The organism is Mycobacterium sp. (assembly GCF_035570115.1).
In the GTDB taxonomy this organism is placed as follows: Bacteria; Actinomycetota; Actinomycetes; order Mycobacteriales; family Mycobacteriaceae; genus Mycobacterium.
Map to the genome: position 1 here is coordinate 20,280 of NZ_DATMLH010000227.1, position 21,303 is coordinate 41,582.

The 21,303-nt window shown below is 66.2% G+C and carries 21 protein-coding genes; 10 read left to right on the forward strand and 11 right to left on the reverse strand.

Annotation, left to right across the window (positions count from 1 at the left end; genetic code table 11):
* Window positions 1-116: 116 nt before the first annotated feature.
* On the forward strand, window positions 117-902 hold the full coding sequence (locus VNW74_RS20380) for an SDR family NAD(P)-dependent oxidoreductase (RefSeq protein WP_325680111.1): 786 nt from the start codon (window positions 117-119) through the stop codon (window positions 900-902).
* 238 nt (window positions 903-1,140) lie between these two features.
* Here the strand turns inward: VNW74_RS20380 and VNW74_RS20385 are convergent, their stop codons facing one another.
* Window positions 1,141-1,821 carry a helix-turn-helix domain-containing protein gene (locus VNW74_RS20385; RefSeq protein WP_325680113.1) on the reverse strand — a complete coding sequence of 227 codons (681 nt, stop codon included), beginning with the start codon at window positions 1,819-1,821 and terminating at the stop codon, window positions 1,141-1,143.
* Between the two features lie 87 nt (window positions 1,822-1,908).
* On the opposite strand from VNW74_RS20385, the gene VNW74_RS20390 reads away from it, so the two are divergent.
* From VNW74_RS20390 to VNW74_RS20420, 7 genes are all read left to right on the forward strand, one after another.
* Window positions 1,909-2,763, forward strand: a complete 855-nt coding sequence (locus VNW74_RS20390; protein ID WP_325680115.1) for an SDR family oxidoreductase — start codon at window positions 1,909-1,911, stop codon at window positions 2,761-2,763.
* 9 nt (window positions 2,764-2,772) lie between these two features.
* A complete protein-coding gene (locus VNW74_RS20395) occupies window positions 2,773-4,404 on the forward strand; it encodes a PEP-utilizing enzyme (RefSeq protein ID WP_325680117.1) in 1,632 nt (543 codons plus the stop codon).
* Window positions 4,401-5,420 carry a hypothetical protein gene (locus VNW74_RS20400; RefSeq protein WP_325680119.1) on the forward strand — a complete coding sequence of 340 codons (1,020 nt, stop codon included), beginning with the start codon at window positions 4,401-4,403 and terminating at the stop codon, window positions 5,418-5,420. Before VNW74_RS20395 ends, VNW74_RS20400 begins: the two co-directional genes overlap by 4 nt.
* Window positions 5,417-5,827, forward strand: coding sequence for a nuclear transport factor 2 family protein (locus VNW74_RS20405; protein WP_325680121.1), 411 nt, complete (start codon window positions 5,417-5,419; stop codon window positions 5,825-5,827). The genes VNW74_RS20400 and VNW74_RS20405 overlap by 4 nt, the downstream gene beginning before the upstream one ends.
* Window positions 5,824-6,228: a nuclear transport factor 2 family protein gene (locus VNW74_RS20410; RefSeq protein ID WP_325680123.1), complete on the forward strand. Its 405-nt coding sequence runs from the start codon at window positions 5,824-5,826 to the stop codon at window positions 6,226-6,228. The genes VNW74_RS20405 and VNW74_RS20410 overlap by 4 nt, the downstream gene beginning before the upstream one ends.
* Window positions 6,225-7,124, forward strand: coding sequence for an LLM class F420-dependent oxidoreductase (locus VNW74_RS20415; RefSeq protein ID WP_325680125.1), 900 nt, complete (start codon window positions 6,225-6,227; stop codon window positions 7,122-7,124). Before VNW74_RS20410 ends, VNW74_RS20415 begins: the two co-directional genes overlap by 4 nt.
* Before the next feature lie 284 nt (window positions 7,125-7,408).
* Window positions 7,409-8,194: an enoyl-CoA hydratase/isomerase family protein gene (locus VNW74_RS20420; RefSeq protein WP_325680127.1), complete on the forward strand. Its 786-nt coding sequence runs from the start codon at window positions 7,409-7,411 to the stop codon at window positions 8,192-8,194.
* On the opposite strand, the gene VNW74_RS20425 is transcribed toward VNW74_RS20420, so the two are convergent.
* The gene (locus tag VNW74_RS20425) at window positions 8,191-8,862 is read right to left on the reverse strand and encodes a TetR/AcrR family transcriptional regulator (RefSeq protein WP_325680129.1); all 672 of its coding nucleotides are present in this window, start codon (window positions 8,860-8,862) and stop codon (window positions 8,191-8,193) included. The two genes, VNW74_RS20420 and VNW74_RS20425, sit on opposite strands and share 4 nt — an antisense overlap.
* Before the next feature lie 67 nt (window positions 8,863-8,929).
* Window positions 8,930-10,486: an AMP-binding protein gene (locus VNW74_RS20430; protein ID WP_325680131.1), complete on the reverse strand. Its 1,557-nt coding sequence runs from the start codon at window positions 10,484-10,486 to the stop codon at window positions 8,930-8,932.
* Window positions 10,487-10,731: 245 nt separating this feature from the next.
* Here VNW74_RS20430 and VNW74_RS20435 point away from each other — a divergent pair, with 245 nt between their 5' ends.
* On the forward strand, window positions 10,732-11,985 hold the full coding sequence (locus VNW74_RS20435) for a cytochrome P450 (protein ID WP_325680135.1): 1,254 nt from the start codon (window positions 10,732-10,734) through the stop codon (window positions 11,983-11,985).
* An 11-nt stretch (window positions 11,986-11,996) separates the two neighbouring features.
* On the opposite strand, the gene VNW74_RS20440 is transcribed toward VNW74_RS20435, so the two are convergent.
* The 7 genes from VNW74_RS20440 to VNW74_RS20470 form a co-directional block, all read right to left on the reverse strand.
* Window positions 11,997-12,767, reverse strand: a complete 771-nt coding sequence (locus tag VNW74_RS20440; protein ID WP_325680137.1) for an enoyl-CoA hydratase-related protein — start codon at window positions 12,765-12,767, stop codon at window positions 11,997-11,999.
* A complete protein-coding gene (locus tag VNW74_RS20445; protein WP_325680154.1) occupies window positions 12,758-13,783 on the reverse strand; it encodes a nitronate monooxygenase family protein in 1,026 nt (341 codons plus the stop codon). The genes VNW74_RS20440 and VNW74_RS20445 overlap by 10 nt, the downstream gene beginning before the upstream one ends.
* Window positions 13,784-13,814: 31 nt before the next feature.
* A complete protein-coding gene (locus VNW74_RS20450) occupies window positions 13,815-14,945 on the reverse strand; it encodes an NAD-dependent epimerase/dehydratase family protein (protein WP_325680139.1) in 1,131 nt (376 codons plus the stop codon).
* A gap of 32 nt (window positions 14,946-14,977) precedes the next feature.
* Entirely contained in the window at window positions 14,978-16,327 is a 1,350-nt protein-coding gene (locus VNW74_RS20455; protein WP_325680141.1) for an FAD-dependent oxidoreductase, read from the reverse strand.
* A 111-nt stretch (window positions 16,328-16,438) separates the two neighbouring features.
* Window positions 16,439-17,272 carry a mycofactocin-coupled SDR family oxidoreductase gene (locus VNW74_RS20460; RefSeq protein WP_325680143.1) on the reverse strand — a complete coding sequence of 278 codons (834 nt, stop codon included), beginning with the start codon at window positions 17,270-17,272 and terminating at the stop codon, window positions 16,439-16,441.
* Between the two features lie 37 nt (window positions 17,273-17,309).
* A complete protein-coding gene (locus VNW74_RS20465; protein ID WP_325680145.1) occupies window positions 17,310-18,503 on the reverse strand; it encodes a cytochrome P450 in 1,194 nt (397 codons plus the stop codon).
* A 129-nt stretch (window positions 18,504-18,632) separates the two neighbouring features.
* Window positions 18,633-19,733 (reverse strand): homogentisate 1,2-dioxygenase, encoded by a 1,101-nt coding sequence (locus VNW74_RS20470; RefSeq protein WP_325680147.1) that lies wholly within the window; start codon window positions 19,731-19,733, stop codon window positions 18,633-18,635.
* Between the two features lie 157 nt (window positions 19,734-19,890).
* On the opposite strand from VNW74_RS20470, the gene VNW74_RS20475 reads away from it, so the two are divergent.
* Window positions 19,891-21,060 carry a CaiB/BaiF CoA-transferase family protein gene (locus tag VNW74_RS20475; RefSeq protein ID WP_325680149.1) on the forward strand — a complete coding sequence of 390 codons (1,170 nt, stop codon included), beginning with the start codon at window positions 19,891-19,893 and terminating at the stop codon, window positions 21,058-21,060.
* Window positions 21,061-21,077: 17 nt separating this feature from the next.
* Here VNW74_RS20475 and VNW74_RS20480 read toward each other — a convergent pair whose 3' ends face one another.
* A complete protein-coding gene (locus tag VNW74_RS20480; RefSeq protein WP_325680151.1) occupies window positions 21,078-21,260 on the reverse strand; it encodes a ferredoxin in 183 nt (60 codons plus the stop codon).
* Window positions 21,261-21,303 lie beyond the last annotated feature (43 nt).

Here is a 21,303-nt window from a genome sequence, read left to right on the forward strand (position 1 = left end):
AATGCTATTAGGCTGTTCGCCGTGTGCAGTACCGGCAGCGAAGAACCGTCGACGGTGGGACCGTCATCGCAGACGACACGCGGATCACTACGACAGAAATGGTTGTGGTGCCGATCGTGAGCCCGCCCAACAGGTTTCCGCTTCCGAACGCCTCGACAGAGCTCACCGGTCAAGTCGCGTTGGTAACAGGCGCCACAGCCGGACTCGGCCGCCGCTTCGCGGCAGTACTCGCTGCTGCCGGAGCGGCTGTGGTGGTGGCCGGCCGACGGCTCGAGCGGTTGCAGCAGGTCGCTGATGAGATCAGCGAGCGCGGAGATCGTTGCGCACCGGTCGCAATGGACGTGTCACGAACCGCTGGGCTGAGCGACGCGTTGGACCGCGCCGAGGGGGCATTCGGGACCATAACGATTCTCGTCAACAATGCCGCGATCCCGGATGCTCAACGGGCGCATCGGATGTCGCTGGAGCTGATCGACGCGGTCATCGACACAAACCTGCGAGGGCCGTTCGTGCTGACGTGCGAGGTGGCCCGGCGGCTGATCGCCGCAAGGCTGCCCGGCCGTATCATCAACCTCTCGTCGATGGGCGCATACCACTACCAAGGCGACGGAGCTGCGCTGTACTCGGTGACAAAAGCGGCCATCAACCGGATGACCGAAGCCCTCGCGGTCGAGTGGGTCCGCTATGGCATCAACGTCAATGCGATCGCGCCAGGTGCGTTTATGACCGAGATGATGGAAGGTCGGATCGCGCGCGTTGGCGACTTCACAGACGACCTGCCTCGCAAGCGAATCGGAGACGCGGCCCAACTCGACAGCACACTGCTCTACCTCGCCGCACCCGCATCGGAGTTCGTCACCGGCACCATCGTCAAAGTCGACGACGGGCAATTCCCCCGCTGAGCCGATTCCGTCTCGGTCCGATTTGAGCAGGGGCACCAGAACCGTGCCACAGTCAGCCCTTTCGGCGCTGGGAGGTAGGGAACGCGCCGAAAGTTACTGGGCCAGCTGACGTCCGACAAGTCCTGACCATACATTGATATTGCAAAACTCAAAATCATGAAGGGCGGAACCAAGAGCCAGTCGCCCGTGCAGGCGTGGGCGCTCAGGGCTGCGACCAGGTCAGCGCTGGGCAGCGCCGTCAGGGCGCCGTCAAACCACCGCCGGGCTCGTCGGGCCGCTGGGTGACCCCGTAGAGCACCAAGGCGATAATCTCCTCGATGATCGTCGCCGTATCCGGCCGGCGGCCCGCCGGGAAGATCCAGTCGTCGAACAACACGATCGCCAGGATCATCCCCGTCGCGCCCGCGATCGTGGCATCCGATGCCTGCAGACCTGGGTAGCCGTGGATCTCGCTTTCGGCCACGACGATGTTCCTCATCACCACGAGGCCCTCCGTGAACTGCCGACTGACCCGATCGGCGATCACCCCCAGCACGCCGTCGTCAGCTGAGGCCGTGACCAGTAGCCGCATCGTGTCGCGGTGCTCGTGCAGCATCGTGAAGAAGCCGGTCGCATAACGCCGCATCAGTTCGGCGGGGTCGACCTCCCCCAGCGGCTGCGAGGACCAGTACGCCGCGTGATCGTCGAGGAACTGCTTGAGCGGCCCCAGCATTGTGGACTCGAAGAGGTCGGCCTTGGACTCGAAGTGTCGGTAGAGGGTCGCCGCGTCGACGCCCGCCTTGTCGACTATCTGCTGGGTCGTAGTCGCCCGGTAGCCCTGCGCCTCGAACAGCGTGCCCGCCGCATCGAGGAGCTGCTGGTGGATCTCCCCGGACGTTCGCCTCGGTGCGCGACGTTTCCGCTGGGGGAAGGTCGCCACGCAGCTCATCCTACCTCTCGACGACCCCGGCGGACCTGCAACAAGTGGCACTTGACAAGTGCCACTTGTTTCAGCAATGTTGGCGATATGATATCCGCCACAGGCCGCCTCCAAGGCAAGACTGCGATCGTCACGGGCTCGACCAGGGGCTTCGGCAGCGCGATCGTGCGCCGCTTCGCCCAAGAGGGCGCCAATGTCGTCATCACCGGCCGTAGCGAGGCCGATGGCAAGGCCGTGGAAGCGGACATCGCCGCCGGCGGCGGCGCGGCGATCTTCGTGGCCGCTGACATCGGCGATGAGGACGCCGTCGAGGCGCTCGTCGCGCGAACCGTGGCAGAGTTCGGCGGCGTCGACGTCCTGGTCAACAACGCGATGGCGATGGACCACATCGGCGACAGCGAGGGCCCAGTTGCCGACCTCGACACCGCGGGCTTCGAAAGGATGATCCGGGTCGGCATCTACGGTGTGGTCTTCGCCTGCAAGTACGCACTGCGCGAGATGGTCAAGTCCGGCCGGGGGTCGATCATCAACGTGTCCTCGATCGCCGCTGTCGGCGGCGTGCCGCACATGCCGGGCTACACGGCCAGCAAGGGGGCGGTGCAGGCACTCACCCGCCAGATGGCCACCGACTACGGTCCGCAGGGCATCCGGATCAACACCCTCGTCAGCGGGTTCGTCTTCTCCTCCGAGCTGGCAGCCGCGGTGGACGCGCACCCCGTCGCCGGGCCGCTGATGCGGGAGGGCCAGCTGACTCGCTGGGGGACGCTCGAGGACGTGTCGGGCTTCGCGACCTTCCTCGCCAGCGACGAGTCGGAGTTCATCAACGGCGCCGAGCTGCGGATGGACGGCGGCTGGTCGGCGACGGCGCGCATCCCCAACCTCGCCGAGATGGTCTTCGCGCCGATGGCCGCCGCCGCGGCGGCCGCCCAGAACGCCGGCTGACCCCACGCGATGAACCCACAGCCCAACCCGCTGCACGCCGAATGCGGCCCGGGTACGACGTGGACGACGGTGAACTTCGGCGAGGCCAATCCCGGTGTGCAGACGCCGCTGGGCCTGACGTTCTGGATCGAGGCCTCGGAGGCATCGCTGGTGGAGATAGGGCACGCCCTCGGCGCATACTCGCGGCGCGAGGCGCGCGTCAGCCAGGTCACCGATCGCCGGCACATGGCGGGCTTCCACGCACGAATGGCCGGCAACGTCAACCGGTTCCGTGAGCTCGCCGACCGCATGCCCGGCACGTCCGGCGACGCGTTCGAGGAGCAGGTACTGGGCGTCGTGCAGTCAGGGCAGCGCAACAACCCGATGCGCCGCCGCTACCCGGTGACCGCGGTGAAGATGCCCTACGCCGCCTGGCGGGTGTCGGCGGAGCTGCTGCGTGCGCGCAGTGACAACGAGGTCTGGTGGCGCGCGTCGGTCGCCGCGCCCGGTGACGACGTCGCCACCGCGGTGGCGACCTATCGCGAGGCCTACCACCGGTTCGCGCGGATGATGTATGTGCACGGGCTCGTCACGATGCTGGCGCAGGCCTGCTTCGAGCGGGTGACATCGCTGGCGACGGACGCCGGCATGCCGGGCGCCCAGTCCGAGCTGGTCACCGGCTACGGCGGCCTCGAGGAGACCCGCCTGCTCGGCGACCTGTGGGCGGTCGCCCGCGAGGGAGCGTCGCTCGAGCGGTTCGTGGCGAACTACGGGTGCCACGGGCCCGCCTCCGGCGACCTGTCCAGTCCGTCGTGGCGGGAGGATCCCTCCGCTGTCGTGCAGCTACTGGACTCGTATGCGGCCATGCGCGCCAGCGACGGCCCGCTGGAGCGGCAGGCCCGCCAGGTCGCACGGCGCACTGACGTCGAGAGCCAACTCCTGGCCGCGTTGCCGTGGCACAAGCGGGCAGCCGCCCGACTGGTGCTGAAGCTCACCGCGAAGTTCGTCCTGCAGCGCGAGATCGGCAAGACCTCCTACGTGCAGCTGCTGGATGTCGCACGTGCCGGTGCCCGCGCCGCCGGGAGCGCGCTCGCCCGCGAGGGGAAACTGGCGTCGGGCGACGACGTCTTCTTCCTGACCTCGGCCGAGCTGATGGGAGAGCTGCCGCCGAATGTGCGCGAGGTGATCGCCGAGCGCCGGGTCTTCTACGATGCGTGCCGGCGCCTGCGGCTGCCCGACACCTGGCGCGGAATGCCTGCGCCCGAGCCCCAGGACGCGAAGGACGGATTCGAGCCGGAGCCGGGCAAGGTTCAGGGCATCGGCGTCGCGCCGGGCGTCGTCACCGGCCGGGTGCGGGTGGTGACCGACCCGCTGGCCGACACGTTGCTCGAAGACGGCGAGATCCTCGTCTGCGAAACCACCAACCCGAGCTGGGTGACGCTCTTCGTGGTGGCGGGGGCGCTCGTCATCGACATCGGCGGTGCGCTGAGCCACGGTGCGATCGCGGCACGCGAGCTGGGCATCCCTTGCGTCATCAACACGCGTGACGGCAGTCGGCGGCTGCGCACCGGCGACACGGTCGTCGTCGACGGCTCGACCGGGGCGGTCGAATTGGTCGGCGCCGCTGGACTTTCCGAGTCCGAGGATGTGGCACTGGCATGACGACAGCAACGACCCCCGACTGCTACGGCATCGTGCCGGCGGACGATCTGCTGCACGATCTGCCCAATGTGCCCGGCTGGAGCGAGAACCTGCAGCTGGTCGTCAACGACAGCAGCGCGGGTGTGGCGTTCTACGTGCACTTCAGCCGGATGGTCGACGACCCGGGCATCTGGGAGGGCATCCTCATCTGTTACCTGCCCGACGGGCAGCTGCGGGTGAGCCGCTCGTTCGCGCGCGACGCCGGCACCGGGTCCGCCTCCGACGGGCAGCTCACGTTCCGACCGGTCGAGCCGCTGCGCCACTGGGAGCTGCGGTTCGACGGTATGGCCCGCATCCTGAGCCGTGCGGAAGGCGCGGCCGGTCCGGTCACCCAGGGCCCGGTCGAGCCGCTGCAGGTCGTGCTCGACGTCACCGGCACGACGCCCCCGTGGGGAGTCGGCTCGCGGCATCCAGGTGGCGAGACCGCCGAGGCGATGCACGGGCAGAGCTGGGCGCGCATGCATCTCGAGCAGGCCTGCCACGTCGCTGGCGAGCTGCGCCTGGGCGGCCGCACGACCCTCATCGAGGGCATGGGCATGCGCGACCACTCAACCGGACCGCGGGACTACAGCGCAATGCGGCGCGAGGCGTGGGCCAACGCCGTCTTCCCGAGCGGTCGCGCGTTCTGTGGGCTGTGGGTCGAGATGGAGGGCGCACCACCGTTCACCCACGGCTTCGTCTACGACGGCGGTCAGCTGCAGAGCATGAGCTCGTTCGAGGGGCCGCCGCTGACGAGCGCGCTCGGCGAACCGAGCTTGTACACCGTGCGCTTCACCAGCCCCGCGGGCGCGGCGCAGGTGCAGGGTCAGTTGACGCACTCGATGGCGTTCACGCTGGAATCCCCGTGCCGGATGCCGCTGGGTCCGCGGGCGACGGGAGCGATCCCCGTCGAAGGTCCGGCCAGGTACACGTGGGACGGCGAGCAGGGCGACGGCTGGATCGAACGGATCTATGTCCGCGAGGAGGATGAGCAGTGAGCGCGAGCGACTGTGAAGTAATGAAGGAATTCTTCGAATGCTTCGCCACCGGGGACATCCCCGGCTGCATGGCGCGCATGCACGACGATTGCGTGCTGGTCGAGGGCGAAGGTCTGCCGCATAGCGGCACGTTTGTCGGCGGCGAGGGCTTCCTGCAGCTCGTCACCAAGATCGGTCAGATCTACTCTGGCGCGATGCTCTCGGAGGTTGTGGTCTACGACGCCGGCGAGTACGTCGTGGCGCGGATGATCGGCACGTTCACCTCACGGTCCAACGGACTAACGGTGTCGCAGCCCATCACCGAGCACTACTGGCTCACCGGCGGCAAGGTCACTCGCGCCGACGTCTATTACAAGGACCCGTCCGCCTTCGACGCGCTCACCGCCGACGCGGAGGTGTCCGCATGAGCTCTGACGGTGTGCGGACGGTCTCCGACTTCTACCGGGCGTTTGCCAGGGCCGACTTGCCGGCCTGCCTTGCTCTGCTGGCCGACGACGTCGTCCTCGAACCGGCGGGCAGCCTTCCCTACAGCGGCACCGCGGTCGGGCACGCTGGCTTCAGCGCGACGGCCACGACGATGCTCAGCCTGCTGTCGCGGGCCGAGCCGGTGGATTGGGTCATCGACGACGCGGGAGAGATCGTCGTCGCCACCAGCACAGGGACGTTCACGTCGCGCGCGACCGGGCAGACGCTGACGACACCGGTCGTGGAGCACTTCTGGGTCACCGACGGGCAGATCCACAGAATCGACGCCTACTACAAGGACCCCAAGTCGCTAGCTCCGCTGTTCGACGGGTCGGCGGAATGAAGTTCGGGGTCATGCTCGGCCTCGGTGAACGCGGCGGGCTCGCGCACCCCGACTACGCCGCCGAGGCCGTGGTACGCGCCGAGGAGCTGGGGTATGAGTCCGTGTGGGCCGGCGAGCACGTGGTGATGCCCGACTACCGGTCGCGCTACCCGTACTCGCCGGACGGCAGGCTACCCCAGTCGGCGCAAACCGACGTTCCTGACCCGATCGTCTGGTTGTCCTATGTCGCCGGCATCACCACTCGGATCCGGCTGGCCACCGGCGTCGTCGTGCTGCCGCTGCGCAACCCGGTGGTCCTGGCCAAGCAGGTCGCCTCCCTTGACCTGCTGTCCCGCGGTCGCGCCGTGCTCGGTATCGGAGCGGGGTGGATGCGCGAAGAGTCAGACGCGGTGGGGGTCCCGTTCGACGCTCGCGGACAACGCATGGAGGAGTTTGTCGGCGCGTTGCGCGCATTGTGGCGCGACGACGTGGCCACCTTCCATGGCGAGCATGTGAGCTTTGCCGGCGCCCGCTCGTATCCGAAGCCGGTGCAGGACCGGGCGGTACCCATCGTCGTCGGGGGCAGCGGGATCGTGGCAGCCAAGCGGGCCGGTCGGCTCGGCGACGGGTACTACCCGATCGCGGGCACCGTCGAGGACCTCGGCGAGCTGATAGGCGTCATGCGCAGGGCCGCTCGTGAGGCCGGGCGGGACCCTGCGGACGTCGAGATCAGCACGATGTCGTTCGCGCTCGTCGGACACGACCCCGTCACCTCAGGGCTGCTCGACACCTTCCGCCGGATGGAGGACCTCGGCGTCGGGCGCATCGTGGTCCCCCGGCTGCTCGACGCTGACCTGCGGCAGGCCCTCGACTCGTTGGAGCGCCTCGCGGACCAGTTGCTCGGTGCCTATGTGTGAGCATCAGGTTCTGGCACTTGGAAATTGGGGTCGCACCCGTTCGTGCGCTCGCCCAGGCACTCGGCCCGGGACCAGCCAGACGGCTCTCACGGCAGCGGAATACGCTTAACAGCAATGTAGTTCGACAAATTCGACGGATGCTACCAGCGTCGCTCGCCTGGCACGCACAGCGCAGCAGTCGCTGAGCTTCTGTTCGCATGCCTGGGTATGGCGGTTCGATCGATGATGGCCGGTTATACAAACAGTGCTTGATTAACCATGTCCGGCGTCAGTACGCTCCGCACATGACCATCCGGCACGGCGATCTTCGGCTGGAGCGCGACGGCGACGTAGCCGAGATCGTATGGGCGGCGCCCAAGCTCAACCTGTTCACCCCTGAGGTCGCCGACGCGTACGACGCTGTGTTGGATGATCTTCCAAATGACGTGCGTGCGCTGATCGTTCGGGCTGAAGGCAAGGTTTTCTGCGCCGGGGTCCAGGCGCAGCAGTTCACCATCATGGACGCCGCGGCCGGCACCGCGTTCAGTCGTCGCCTGCTGGAACTTGTTCACCGGATCGAGCGACTCCCACTGCCGACGCTTGCCGTGGTCCACGCGTTGAACCTGACCATCGGCCTCGAACTGACTTTGGCATGCGACTTCATTTGGGCGGCAAGGGAGGCGAGCATGGGGCTCATCGAGGCCCGGGTGGGCATCACGCCCGCTGCCGGCGGCACCCAGCGTCTGGTTGCGCGTGCAGGGGTGGCACACGCCACCGAAATGGTTATCACCGGGCGAACCTACGAGTCGTCTTTGCTGCATGACTGGGGTGTCGTCGACAGGGTTCTACCGGGGCCGGAGTTGCTGGCGAGGGCCCGCGAATTCGCCGCCGAACTCGCGGCCGGACCTACCGCGGCGACCGGAATCGCCAAGCAAATCATCACGCTCACCCGCGATCGTGGCGTCGCGGCCGCCGACGCGGCGACCCCCGAACTGGCCGGACCGGTACTCAGCAGCGAGGATGCGGCGATCGGCGTCGAGGCGCTGCTGACACACGGACCGGGCGCTAAGCCCGCGTTCAGGGGCCGTTAAAGGCCGTTAGCGCCGGGTCCACCGTCGACCTGGGCGCCCGGCAACCACCTTGCCTGGCGCACCTTCACCTCCGCTTCGATCGCATCCAGGATGCTCGACGTGACGAGGTCGAAGATCTCCTCGGAGGACAATCCGCTCTCCGACATCGCCTTGGCCAGCGCCGGGTACTTGTCGGTGTCGATATCGTGCTGATCCTCGGGTGAATAGCCCTGTGTGTCATGCAAGGCGCTGCCGATGGCGAACAACTCGAGCGCGTCGAGCAGGGGCATGACGGCCGCACTCGGCACGCCCTCGGCCATCAACCGTTCCGCCGATGTGTCCAGCATGCGAACGCCCATTCCGAGCGAACGCTTGGACACGATCAGGGGTACCAGTCCCGGGTGCTCGAGCAGTGCGTTGCGCAGGTTGCGCGCGTTCTGGGACATCCAGTGCCGCCAGTTGTCTCCCGACTCGTCGGGTGTGCGGACTTTGCTGAGCGCCAATTCCGCTGCACCCACAAGGATTTCGTCCTTGTTTTCGAAGTGATGGTACAGCGACGCACCGTTGACGCCGAGCGCGTCGGCCAGTCGGCGGATGCTAAGGGCCGCCAGGCCGTCCTGGTCGATGATGGTGAGCGCCGTCTCGAGTACCTTGCGCCGCGAGATCAACGCAACCTTGGGCCGTACCATGCCGTTCGCCTCCCAGGAATATGTCGTCCCAGGTTAACCAAACACCGCGCTGAAAGCGGGCCGACACTCATTGCGCAGAGACCGTTGGGGCCGCCGAACCGTAGCGCCTCTTCAACTCGGCCTTGGGCAGCTTGCCGGTCACGTTGCGCTCGAAGGGGTCCACCGCCAAGAAGTCCGCCGGCACCTTATACCTGGCCAGGTGTTCGCGGCAGTACTCCGCGAGCGCTTCACGGTCCAGCTCGCTTCCCGGATTCAGCACGATCAGCGCGCGGCCGACTTCACCCCAACGCTCGTCGGCGATGGGGACGACGGCGGCGTCGGCAACATCGGGATGGGCGTGCAGCACCCGCTCGACCTCGGCCGGATAGACGTTTTCGCCACCGGACTTATACATGTCCTTGAAGCGGTCGACCATCGTCAAGAAACCGTCTTCATCGCGCCTGACCGCGTCACCGGTGCGGAACCAGTCCCCGGCGAATGACGGGTCGTCAGCCCTCTCCCGGCGCCAGTAGCCGACCGTCACCGCCGGTCCATTGGCCCACAGCTCCCCCGCCTCGCCGACCTCGACGTCCTGGCCGGCCGGCCCAACGATGCGAATGTTGGTGTACTGCACAGGATCACCGCACGAACCGAATTTCCGAAGCGTGTCCGACGGCCTTACCACGCTGACGATCGGGCCCATCTCGGTGGCGCCGTATCCGGGGCTCAACGGCCAACCGCGGTCGTAAAACGCCTTGGTCACCTCGTAGTTCAAGAAGCCACCACCGACCTGGCCGTGACGCATGTGGCTGAAGTCGGCTTGGGCGAACGCCGGAAGCCGCGCCATCACCTGGTACATGACGGGCGCTCCGGAGAAGTGGGTGAATCCCTGTGCGGGGTCGGAGAGCAGCCCGACGACCTCGGCGGGGTCGAACGCCGGCACGACCGCCACCGTGCCGCCCAGCGCCAGGATCGGGTTCGTCATGCTGTTGAGCCCCGCAGCATGAAAAAACGGCAGGACGGCCAGATAGCGGCTGCGTGAGGTCAGTTCGTACGGGTCGAGCGAGTTCAGCATCTGGTAGTGCAGCATCCGGTGGGTGCAGATCGCCGCCTTGGGACGTCCGGTGGTCCCTGAGGTATAGATCAACTGAACCGGATCGGTGACCTCGACGATCGGCAGCGCGCCGCGGGGAGCCGCACGGCCGGCCGCGGCAACGATGTCATCGGCGGCATTCTCGACATCAAAAGACGCCAGCCGACGCACCCGCGCGCCGGCGCCGACGCGGGCCGCCATGTCAGCCCAGACCGCGTCGTGGACCAGCACGACGGGTTCGCAGTCGGCACAGCAAAACTCCAGCTCAGGCTGCGTGAGACGGAAGTTCAGCGGAACCAACATCGCCCCGATCCGCATGCATGCGAACTGCAGAATCAATACCCACGGGTGGTTGGCGGCCAGCACCGCGACCCTGTCCCCGCGGCGGACGCCGAGGTCGACGGCGAGTGCCCCCGCGAGGCCGGCGACCCGGTCCTCGAGCTCACGCCACGTATTCACCTCACCGGTACGGACATCCTCGATTGCGGGCCGATCCGGCCGACGGTGCGCGTGATAGTTCACGACGTCGGTCGCATAATGCGCACTGCTCATCGCCGATCCCCTTCAACGTTTCACCTGTGGCGACGGTGATCAGCCGGGTCGGCCGATCAGATCGGCGCAGTTGGTGCGTCCATCATAACCATATGATGTTTGGTTGCACTGTCAACGCGTTTCCAGCAGCCAAAATCCAACCTCGGGCTCGCCCGGCGATTTTTCAGCCAGGCCACGCGACCTTGCTATACCAAACGATGTTTGGTACCGTGACGGCCGTCGCCGTCCGGATCGGGAGAGCCGCTGTGGATCAGTTCGACCATCATTCGCAGGACTTCGCCCAGCACTGGCGGGACGTCTATGCCGGTATGCGGAAGCAGTGCCCCGTGGCGCACAGTGATCGGCACGGAGGCTTCTCAATACTGACCCGTTACGACGACATCAAGAAGGTGCTGGCCGACCCGGACACGTTCGTGAGCGGCCGCGAACTGTCGCTCGGTGGCAGCGTCGTGAGTGGCGGTGCGACGGTGCCGACCAACCCGGTCCGCATGGGCATGATGGAGATGGACCCGCCGGTATCCCAGGCCTACCGCAAGCTGCTGGCACCGTTGCTGTCGCGCAAGGCGATCGATGCCTACCGGCCTCGGATGCAGGAGATCGTGTCCTGGACAATCGACCGCGTAATCGAGTCCGGCAGCATCGATTTCGTCGACGAGATCGCAAACCCGCTGCCCGCGATGGTGTCGCTCGACTACTTTGGCCTGTCGCTGGACAAGTGGGAACAGTACGCGACGACGCTGCACAAGGCCGTGTACCGGGAGAAGGGTTCGGTGCGCGATCTGGTGGCGCTCGTCGACGACGTGCGGTGCACCGTTGTCGAGCGGCGAGCGACGGCCGGCCAGCGCGGTGATCTTGTCGACGCGCTGCTGACCGGCGAGGTCGATGGCGAACCGCTCAACGACGACATGGTCACCGAGCTGTTGTTCATGTTGCTCAACGGCGGTATCGACACCTCGACCGCGCTGATCGCCCACATGTGCGGTTACCTGGGCGAGCATCCGGCCGACCGCGAGACGCTGATCGCCGACCCGACCCTGATCCCTTCCGCCATCGACGAGATGCTGCGGTATTTTGCGCCCGGCACCGGGGTTGCCCGCACCATCGCCAAACCCGTCGAGATCGAGGGGCACCGATTTGCGCCGGGTGACCGGGTGTATTGCGCGATCGGTGGGGCCAACCTCGACCCCGCGGTCTTTGCCGACCCCGACGAGGTGCGCTTGGCCCGTGAGAACAGCGGCAAGCACCTGTCATTCGGGTTCGGTGTGCATCGCTGCCTCGGGTCGTTCTTGGCGCCGATGGAGTTGACGGTGCTGCTCGGCGAGGTACTTCGTCGGATGCCCGACTACGTCATCGACCGCGGGGGGGTCCGGCAATATCCGACGATCCCGCTGGTCAACGGCTATCTCGCGATGCCGGCCACGTTCACCCCAGGCCCGCGCGTGCTGACCGGATTCGCCAGCGCGCTACCGGTCCGGCTGGAACCGGCGACCGCGGGCTGACGCCGCGTCGATCAACCGCCATCCAAGTAGCCCGCGCGAGCCTGATCGAGGAAGGTCTGCCTGGCCGCGGCGGCGTCTCCGAGCATGTTGAGCTCGAAGGTGTAGCTGAGCTCCTGTCGATAGAGCGTGCGTAGGTCGCGGGCGGCGGTGTTGTTCAGCGACTGTTTCATCGCTCGCACCACCCGCGGTGTCTTGGCCGCGATCGTCGCAGCGATCTGCATTGCCCGGTCGACCGTTGCTTGCACGCTCGGCTCCACGTGGTAGACGCTGCCGTAGCCGTGCAGCTCGGCAATGTCGAACGGTTCGCAGGTGAACATCGCGGTCCGCATCCGCTTCTCCGGCAGCAGGCCGAGCGCCTGAACCCCACCGGTCGTGGCTCCGTTGTCGACCTCGGCGAGGACGAATTTCGTTGCGGCACAACCGACTAACACGTCGCAGGTGCCCGCTAGCAGCACCCCTACGCCCACGCAGTAGCCGTGCAGACAACCGATCACCGGAACGGCGCACTCGGCAATCGCCAAGCTGGAGTCCTGAGACCCCCTGGCCTGTCCCAGGATCCCCTCGAACCCGGGCAGGGCCTGAACCTCCTTGAGATCACCCCCGGCGCAGAACCCGTTGCCGTCGGCACGCAGCACCGCGACCCGTACCTCGTCGCGGTTCTCATAGCTGCGCAACAGCGCGCTCAGCCGAGCCAGGTCGGCGATGGTGTAGGCGTTGGCGGGCGGGTGGTGCACCACCAGTTCGGCGACCCCGTTGGCGTGCACCGTCTCCGTTACGGACACGCCGGCTCCTTCAACACAGCGGCCGAAGCGGCCAGCAGCTCACGTGCCTGGTTGACGATGCGCGTAACCAGCTCGGCGACGGTGGGAATGTCGTGGATCGCCGCGGACACCTGCCCGGCGACCAGCAGGCCGCGCTCGACGTCGCCATCGCGCTGGGCGACACGGATCTGCTCCTCTTCCCAAGCCTGGAATTCCTCGGGCGCCAATGTCTCGCGCGCCTTGTCCAGGGCGGCGATGGCGTCGTTGCGCAGCCCGCGGATCGGGGCGTAGATGCCGCCGTAGACGACGTCCTCCCACTCCTTGGCGTCGACGATGCGCTGTTTGTAGGCGTGGTGCCATTGATGCTCCCGGGTGGCGATGAAGCGGGTTCCCATCGCCGCGGCGGCACCCCCCATCGCCAGTACCGCGGCCAGCCCGCGCCCGTCACAAATGCCACCGGAGACCACCACCGGGATATCGAGGGCGGCAATCACCTGCGGCGCCAACACCATCGTGTGCACACCTTTGGCGTGCGTATGCCCGCCCATCTCGTAGCCGGAGGCGATGATGACGTTCGCGCCGTACTCGGCGGCCTTCAAAGCGTGTCGCATCGAACCCACCTTGGCCATGTGCACCAGGCCGGATTCGCGGATGGCAGCACCGAACTCGCCGGCGAAGCCCGCTGAGGTCACGATCGCGCGCAGCTGCGCGCCCGCCTTACCACCGTCGCGCTTGACCGATATCGCCTCGTCGATGCAGGTCCGGCTCACCAACAACAACTCCCCGTCAGGGGTGCGACCGACCGGCACATTGACAGCAAACGGCCGGTCGGTGCTCGATGCGACGTACTCGATCGCGCTGCGAAAGCCCTTGCGCAGAAATTCTTCTGAGGTATTGGTGATGCTCGGGCAGCTGACCGTACCCAGCCCGCCGGCGGCCGACACCGCGGCGGCCAGATGCGTCGTGGGCGACGGGCCCATGCCATCCTGCATGACCGGGTAGTCGACACCAACCAGGTCCTGGAATCGATGCCACATTCGGCTCACAAATGCCTCCCGGTCACGAGAATCAACGGCCGCCTTCATCGCGACCGACCGACACGGTCTTGGGATGCGGCATCGGATGCCGCACATCGGGCGCCTGGTCGGGAGCCTGCTCACGCACCCACTCCACCACCCGGCGATAGGTATCGATGAGCCGGTCCTCGGCGTCATACTCAAATCGTGCCGGATACAGCGGATAATCTGCGGGTGTCACCGGGTTGACGGTAAGCCATTCGACCGCCTCGACCATTGCGACGTGTGCGGGAACCACCTGTTCATAACCGAGCTCGCGCTTGGCCTTGTTGTTGTTCAGCAGAACGTGCGGATCACCCCCCGGCGGCAGCAGCTCGATGAGCGCCGATGGCGCCATCTCCCGTGGGATCCCGACGAATTCCAGTTCGGCGCCCATGATGTCGACGACGGCCTCGGCCCACTGCCGCACGGTGAACTGGTCGTCGTCGGCGGCATTGTAGGCCTGCCCGTTAGCCACGTCGGGATGGTCGACCGCGCCGAGCACCACCTCAGCGGCATTACGGCACGCACACCGCGAGATGATCCACAATCCGTTGTCCGGCAGGATCATTCGGCGTCTGCCGTCGCGCACCCGACGCATTACCGACCACTCCCAGGGCACCAGGTTACGTGGGCCGTAGATCGCCGGGTAACGGATCACCGTCCCCCGGTAAGCACCGGCTGCGGCCCGGTCGAGCACCGCGCGCTCCGCGGCTCGAATCAGCCTGGCGAACTTGGGCACCGGCTCAGTGCCGTCGGACAGCGGCCCGTCTTCGCGGGCGTTGATCGCCATCCCGAAGGGGTGGACCGTGGCCGCCTGCAGGCAACCGCGGTAGGCGGGCACGCCACCGATGCTGATCAGGTGCCCGCACCGCCCCGCGAACACCTCGGCTATGGTGGCGACCCGACCGTACATCGCCAGCACCAGGTCGTACTGGTTGTCCCCGATCGCCTCGGTCAGGGGGTCCGGGAAGTGCGGGTCGGCGTGGATGTGTGGGACGTCGGGCAAGCCGTCTGGCTCGTGCACGCCGCGATGCAGCATCGTCACGTCGTGCCCCCGGAGCAGCAGGCCCTCCAGCACCGGCACACCCGTCGATCCGCTGCCACCGATGACCAGCGTCTTCATCGCCTCACCACTCGCCATCCAATTAACCAAACAGTAATTGGTTCTCGCTATCAAACCACATCATGGGCCCGCTCAGCCAGCGGACCGATCGGCCGCCGCGTGGCCGTCACCGCGGGGAACCGCGTCCCAATGCGTTCGACGACCAACCGGGCCGATTCCACGCAACCGCTCTGCCCAGCCGTTGCCCATTCGCGCACTCCGTCGCCGACGTTGAAGAGGTTCGGAATCGGTGTGGTCTGCGGAAGGTCGCGGCCCGCGATTGCCCGCTGGGCCGGCCAGTCCTCACCGGCACAGACTTGCACCGACAAGATCTTTGCCGTCTCGAAACCTGGAAAGTGCTCGGCCAGATCGGCTTTCAGCATCTCGATCTCGGTGACCTCATCGAATGGGCCAGTAGCCGGGTGCGGCGTACTGGCGCCGGCGTACAGATGCCATCCCGCTGGTGCCATCTCGGGGCACGTCTCGGTCAGATTGGCTGCGTAGGCCAGTCGGCGGGTCGGACCGAAGAACACCACTCCCGGCACCGTGGTCAGCGGCCACCTGCTGGCAAAGTTCACCGTGATCAGTGTGCTCGGTGCCGATTGTGCCCGGATCCGTTCGGCATAGCCTGCGGGCAGGTGCTCCTCGCCGCACATTCGCACGGTCGATACCGGTCCGGCGTTGCTGACCACGACGCCTACCCGAACGGACACATCCCGGCCGTCTCGGCGCACGATCGCGCCCTCGACGCGACCGCCGTCGTCGAATGTCAGCCGGACGACCTCGCTATTCAGCCACAGCACGCCACCGGTGCGCTCGAACTGGTCGGCCAGCGCCCGCCACGGCCCAATGCTGCCCTCGGGATGCATGGCATAGGTGTCCAGCGCCTTCGGTTTGGTGAGGTAGTCGAACAGCAATGCGGCTTCCACGTCAGCGGGCTCCGCCGCGAAGAGGGCGCTGGTCAGGTTGCGCAGCAGGCCACGCACGAAGGGTCCGCGGTGCATGGTCACGTCGGCGAGCGTTCGTTCCGGCGAAGGCCGCAGCCCGGGAAACCGCCGAGCGGTGATCCCCAGCAGCGCTACCGATGTTTTCAATACCGCGCCGATCACCCCGTTCATCACCGGCACGTCGCGCTTGCCCAAGCGCAGCACCAGCGGTCGCGCGGGCAACCTGGTCCCCATCGATATGCCCAGATCGTCGAAGAGCCTGCCGTTCTCGCCACCGGTCTCGATGATCAACGCACCGGTGTTGACCCGGAATCCGTCGATCTCGACCGTCGAGGCGCGTCCGCCGACGCGATCGCGGCTTTCCGCGAGCAACGTCCGGTATCCGAGGTGGTTCAGGCGCGCTGCCGCGGCCATGCCACCGGCACCCGCACCGATCACCAATACGTCGAACATCTCGTCACCGGTTTGAGACACCCTGACCCCCAAATACTTTGAAATCGGATCGATCAACGTCCAGCGCCGTCGAATTCGGCATAAGGCATGTGATGTGTTGGGCACCAAGGGCTTCGGGAGTGGAATTTACCGTCACTTGATCGCCGCGCCCGCGTCGATCGGCAGCGAGATCCCGGTGACGTAGCGGGCCTCGTCGCTGGCCAGGAACAACACCGCATTGCTCACATCGCCGGGTTCGATCCATGACACCGGCAGCGCGTTCATCTCCCCGGCGGGCACCGCGAACATCTCTCTGGTCGGATGCGGATCGTCCGGCAGGAACACGCGATAGGTCGCCTCATTCATGATCATCGGTGTGTCGACGTTCGTCGGGTGGATGCTGTTGACTCGGATGTTCAGCGGTGCCAACTCGAGGGCCAGCGTCTTCATCAACCCGACTACCCCGTGCTTGGCGGCGACGTAGTGCCCAATCCCCGGCTGACCGATGAGCCCCGCGACGCTGCTGGTGAGTACGATCGATCCGCCATTGCCCCCGGCGATCAGGTGCGGTACCGCGGCTTTCGTGGTGCGCCACACCCCGGACAGATTGACGTCGATAATCTGCGACCAGGCTTGCTCGGAGAGCTCGAAGGATGCACCCACCGAAAGGATTCCGGCGTTGGCTATCACGATGTCGAGTCGTCCAAGCTGAGCCACCCCGTCGTTAACCGCGGAAACGAGTGCCTCACCGTCGCGGACGTCGACCTCGCGAGTCATGACGCTCTGACCGAGCTCCTTGACCTGGCGGGCGGTTTCCTCGAGATCCTCGGGAGTCGACAGCGGATAAGGCACCGACTCGATCTGACGGCAGATGTCGAGCGCAATGATGTCGGCGCCCTCCTCGGCAAGCCGCAGCGCATGGCTGCGACCCTGGCCGCGCGCGGCACCAGTGATCAACGCGACCTTGCCTGCTACCCGTCCGGTCATGCGCGTCTCCCATCGATGGAACGAAAGCAGTTGGTATTTAGGCTTTTTCGAAAGTCAGCGGGACGCGGTCGGGGCAGTTGGCAAGCCCCGGCGCCCACTTGAGTTCGGTCGGATCTCCGTCGAATTTCAGATTGGTAATCCGGGCCAGCAGCTCTTCGAACGCGATGGTGATCTCCACGCGGGCCAGGTGCATGCCCACGCAGCGGTGGATGCCCAGACCGAAGCCGGCGTTGCCGCCGCGTGGTGGGTCGAACTGCAGCTGGTCGGCGTTGGGAAACTTCTCTTCGTCGCGGTTAGCCGAGTCGAAACGCACCATTACCCGGTCGCCCTTGCGCATTGGGCACCCGCCGACCTCGGTGTCGCGGGTAACCGTGCGGCCGAATGTGGCTACCGGGGATACGTGCCGGATGAACTCGTCCATGTCGTTGCGCACCCAGCGCGGATCTCGCACGCGGGCTTCGAGCTCGGGCCGCAAGGCAATGTTCATGGCGATGGTGCCGATCGCCGAGCGAGTGGTGTCGAGCCCGCCGAGAAACAGCACACAGATGGCGCCGAGCGCTTGCTGCGGATCGAGCGGCTTGCCGTCAACGGTGCCGGTGACCAGGGACCGCAGGATGCCCTCTTCCTCCGGCGGATTCGCGGTGGCCGCGGCCAGGTATTCGGCGGCCAGCATCCCGAGCTTCATGAAGTTTTCTTCGGTGCCGTCTTCGGTGACGGCGAAGACGACCTCTTTGGCCCGCTCCATCTTGGCCATGTCGGTTTCCTTGAACACCACAGAGGCCAGCACCCGGGACACGAACGGTCCGGCGAACTCACCGAGGAGTTCAACCTTCCCGTTGTCGACGAACCCGTCGATGAGTTCGCGCGCGATGCCGCGCATCTCGTCTTCGAACGTCAGCGAGTATTTGCGCGACAGAAACGGGTTGAGCAGCTGGCGAAACCCGGTGTGCAGCGGCGGATCGGAGTCCAGCGGACCGAGGCCGACTGGGGTGGGTGCGGGTGAGCCTCCCTGCGACGAGAACGTTTCCGGATCCTCGAGCACTCTTCGAGCGTCGGCGTAGCGGGTGACCATCCACATCGGACCGGTCAGTTCGGCCTCGGTGCGCACCACCGGGCAGTGCTCGCGGGCGTAGGCGAAAGCGTCGTACTTCCAGTTCTCGTGTTCGGCGTCGAACAGGTCGAACGTGGGAAGCAGCGCGGCGAGATGGCGATCAATGGCGGAAGAGGTCATCGATACGGCTCCGTACCTTGAGCAACCGAATTCAAACGGCGTTCGATATTTAATTGGCCAGCATGCCATATGAAGCGCATCACGTTCAACTAGGGACGCGACCTGCCCCGAGGGTTAGCGCCGTCGTCGTCAGCCCTGCATGACGGGGTCCAACTTGAGCGGTCGAGCGGCCTCGACCATGATGATCTCCCACTCGAGTCGCGGGTGTTCTTCCCATTCGCGGCGAGACTTGATGCGAGCGCGATCCGGAAAGCCATGGTGGATGCCCTGCGGATCGTGGCTGACCAGGCCGGCTTTCAGCGAGCGACCCAGCGATTTTCCGCCGTGGATCAGCGCGATCTCGTCGTAGTCGGCGTTGCGGTGGAACCACGGGATGCGCTCGACGCCTTTGATTGACTCGAACGGACGCGGGAGCAGATTGATGATGTTGATGCCCTCGGCGACCAGGAAGCAATGCATCGACGGCGGCAGGTGCAGGCTGTCGGACATGATCACGTTCCAGTCGCGGATGTTGAACGCAAAAGGAAAGTAATCACCTTTCCAGCCCTGGACGTCGCAGGGGTGATGGTCGACGTAGATCGATGAGTACTCGTTGTCGTACTTGACCCTGATCTCGTATTCGTCTTGAGGAGAAGGCATGGCGGCAGGCTCGGGCACGCGGATGACGTCGGGGTCGAAGGGGGCCTGGCGGCCCAGCCCCACATAGGTAGGTGCCCGCAGTTCACCGACCGTCTCGATACCGAACAGCGTGGTCACACCGCTGTCGACCACGAAGCGGTGCGTGATTGCCTTGGGGATGACGACGTAGTCGCCTCTCCCGTAGCTGATCGGGCCGAATTCCGTCTCGACTGTGCCGGATCCGTCATGGACGAACCAACATTCGTCGCCGTCGACGTTGCGGCGGTAGAACGGCATCGGCTCGGCACGCCGTGACAACCAGATGGTGACGTCGGCGTTGTAGTAAAGCCGTTGCGCGTCTCCGCGCGGATCGGTCAGGTCCCCCGGTTTGATGTCATCAAGCATCACGCTGGTCGACCTGAACCGGCCCTCGGTGCGGAAAATCGTCGGGTCATGAGAGCGGTACAACACGGCCTCGCGGCCGTCGAAGCCCCGCCGGGTGAGTTCGTCGTCCTTGAGGAGCTCGCCGTTGGTGCCGGCGCTGGGCAGATCGCGATGGGCCTGCCTGCTCGTCGTGCCCTTGTTGAACTGGATCAAGGTACGCATAGTCATGGCGTCAGCATATGACATCGTCAAGCATTTGACGATCGTCATTTGGTTTAATCTTGGCGGGTCAAGCCACGCGAGTCTCCTCGTCGGGGCGCCGATACCTTCCGATGCTGCGATGGCGGCGTGCCCGCAAACAAACTTTGTTTGGTATCTTGACCGGGTGGTCGAGCTTCCAGCAGGCACCCCACGGACCGGTCTGCCGCCATTGACCGGGGTGCGCGTGCTGGACCTGAGCGCATTGGGTCCCGGCCCGTTCTGTTCGATGCTGCTTGCCGATTTCGGCGCCGAGGTGCTGGCGGTCGTGCGGCCCGGCGCCGCGCACCCCTTCGATCCGGCCGGGTCCCTGGCACGGGGTAAACGCTCGGCCGTAGTGGACATGCGCGCGCCGCGCGGTCCCGAGGTTATCGCCCGGCTCGCCGACACCGCCGATGTCCTGCTGGAGAGCAATCGTCCCGGCACGATGGAACGCCGTGGGCTGGGCCCGGACGTGTTGTGCGTGCGCAATCCGAAGCTGATCTACACGCGGCTGACCGGCTGGGGGCAAGACGGGCCTTACCGCGACAGAGCCGGACACGACATCAACTACGCCGCGATCGCGGGCACACTCGGCGTGATCGGCGACGAACGGCCAGTACCCCCATTGGCAATGCTGGGCGACCTGGCGGGTGGCTCGCTCTTCGCGGCGCTGGGCATAGTGATGGCGCTCTACGAACGCACCGTCACGGGCCGGGGCCAAGTGATCGATGCGGCGATCGCCGACGGCTCGGCGCTGCTCAACCTCACCAACCTCGCCGAGTTCAACGCAGGGATCTGGGCCGGCCGCGGCCGGCACATCCTGTCTGGCAACGCGCCGTTCTACGGTCCCTACGCGTGCGCCGACGGTCGGTTCTTCGCCGTCGGCGCCATCGAACCGAAGTTCTACGCCGACTTCCTCGGCGCTCTCGGCATCGAAGACGTCGACATCTCCGAGCAGCTCAACCCGGCGCACTGGCCCGAATTGCGCGAGAGGATCGCGGCCGTTTTCGCAACCAAACCGCGCGCGCACTGGACCGCGGCGTTCGCCGATGTCGACGGTTGCGGTGCACCGGTTCTCGAACTCGATGAACTCGCGGACGACCCGCATTTGCGGGCACGCTCCACGCTCGTCACCGAACCGGACGGCTCGGTGACCGCCAGCCCTGCGCCGCGGCTATCCCGCACCCCGGGCCGTATCGGCCCGGTGCCGAGCGCGATCGGTGCCGATACCCGGGTTGTACTGCGCGAGTGGGGTTTCGCCGACGACGAAGTCAGTTCCTTGATCGCCGACGCGACAGTCGCGTCGGCCGAGTGACACCGCGACCGTCGCCTTCACTCGACGGCGATGGCGTGCTCCGGGCAGCTCAGCACTGCCTCGTCGATATCGGCCCTATCCGCGTCATCGACACGATCACGCAGCACCACTCCGAAACCGGTGTCGTCCATGTCGAAGTACGTCGGCGCGATGAGCACGCACCGGCCGTGCCCCTGGCACTTAGCTGAGTCGATGGCCACACGAGGCAACGTATTTCACCCCTCGCAATTCTCGCCTTTGCGG

Bases quoted from the DNA above. Each gene is read 5' to 3' on its own strand.
- VNW74_RS20425 (WP_325680129.1), bottom strand. From the start codon at position 8,862: ATGGTACGGCCCAAGGTTGCGTTGATCTCGCGGCGCAAGGTACTCGAG.
- VNW74_RS20460 (WP_325680143.1), bottom strand. From the start codon at position 17,272: ATGACCGGACGGGTAGCAGGCAAGGTCGCGTTGATCACTGGTGCCGCG.
- VNW74_RS20450 (WP_325680139.1), bottom strand. From the start codon at position 14,945: ATGGCGAGTGGTGAGGCGATGAAGACGCTGGTCATCGGTGGCAGCGGA.
- VNW74_RS20465 (WP_325680145.1), bottom strand. From the start codon at position 18,503: ATGACCTCTTCCGCCATTGATCGCCATCTCGCCGCGCTGCTTCCCACG.
- VNW74_RS20410 (WP_325680123.1), top strand. From the start codon at position 5,824: ATGAGCTCTGACGGTGTGCGGACGGTCTCCGACTTCTACCGGGCGTTT.
- VNW74_RS20400 (WP_325680119.1), top strand. From the start codon at position 4,401: ATGACGACAGCAACGACCCCCGACTGCTACGGCATCGTGCCGGCGGAC.
- VNW74_RS20420 (WP_325680127.1), top strand. From the start codon at position 7,409: ATGACCATCCGGCACGGCGATCTTCGGCTGGAGCGCGACGGCGACGTA.
- VNW74_RS20430 (WP_325680131.1), bottom strand. From the start codon at position 10,486: ATGAGCAGTGCGCATTATGCGACCGACGTCGTGAACTATCACGCGCAC.
- VNW74_RS20470 (WP_325680147.1), bottom strand. From the start codon at position 19,733: ATGACTATGCGTACCTTGATCCAGTTCAACAAGGGCACGACGAGCAGG.
- VNW74_RS20415 (WP_325680125.1), top strand. From the start codon at position 6,225: ATGAAGTTCGGGGTCATGCTCGGCCTCGGTGAACGCGGCGGGCTCGCG.
- VNW74_RS20445 (WP_325680154.1), bottom strand. From the start codon at position 13,783: ATGTGGCATCGATTCCAGGACCTGGTTGGTGTCGACTACCCGGTCATG.
- VNW74_RS20395 (WP_325680117.1), top strand. From the start codon at position 2,773: ATGAACCCACAGCCCAACCCGCTGCACGCCGAATGCGGCCCGGGTACG.
- VNW74_RS20390 (WP_325680115.1), top strand. From the start codon at position 1,909: ATGATATCCGCCACAGGCCGCCTCCAAGGCAAGACTGCGATCGTCACG.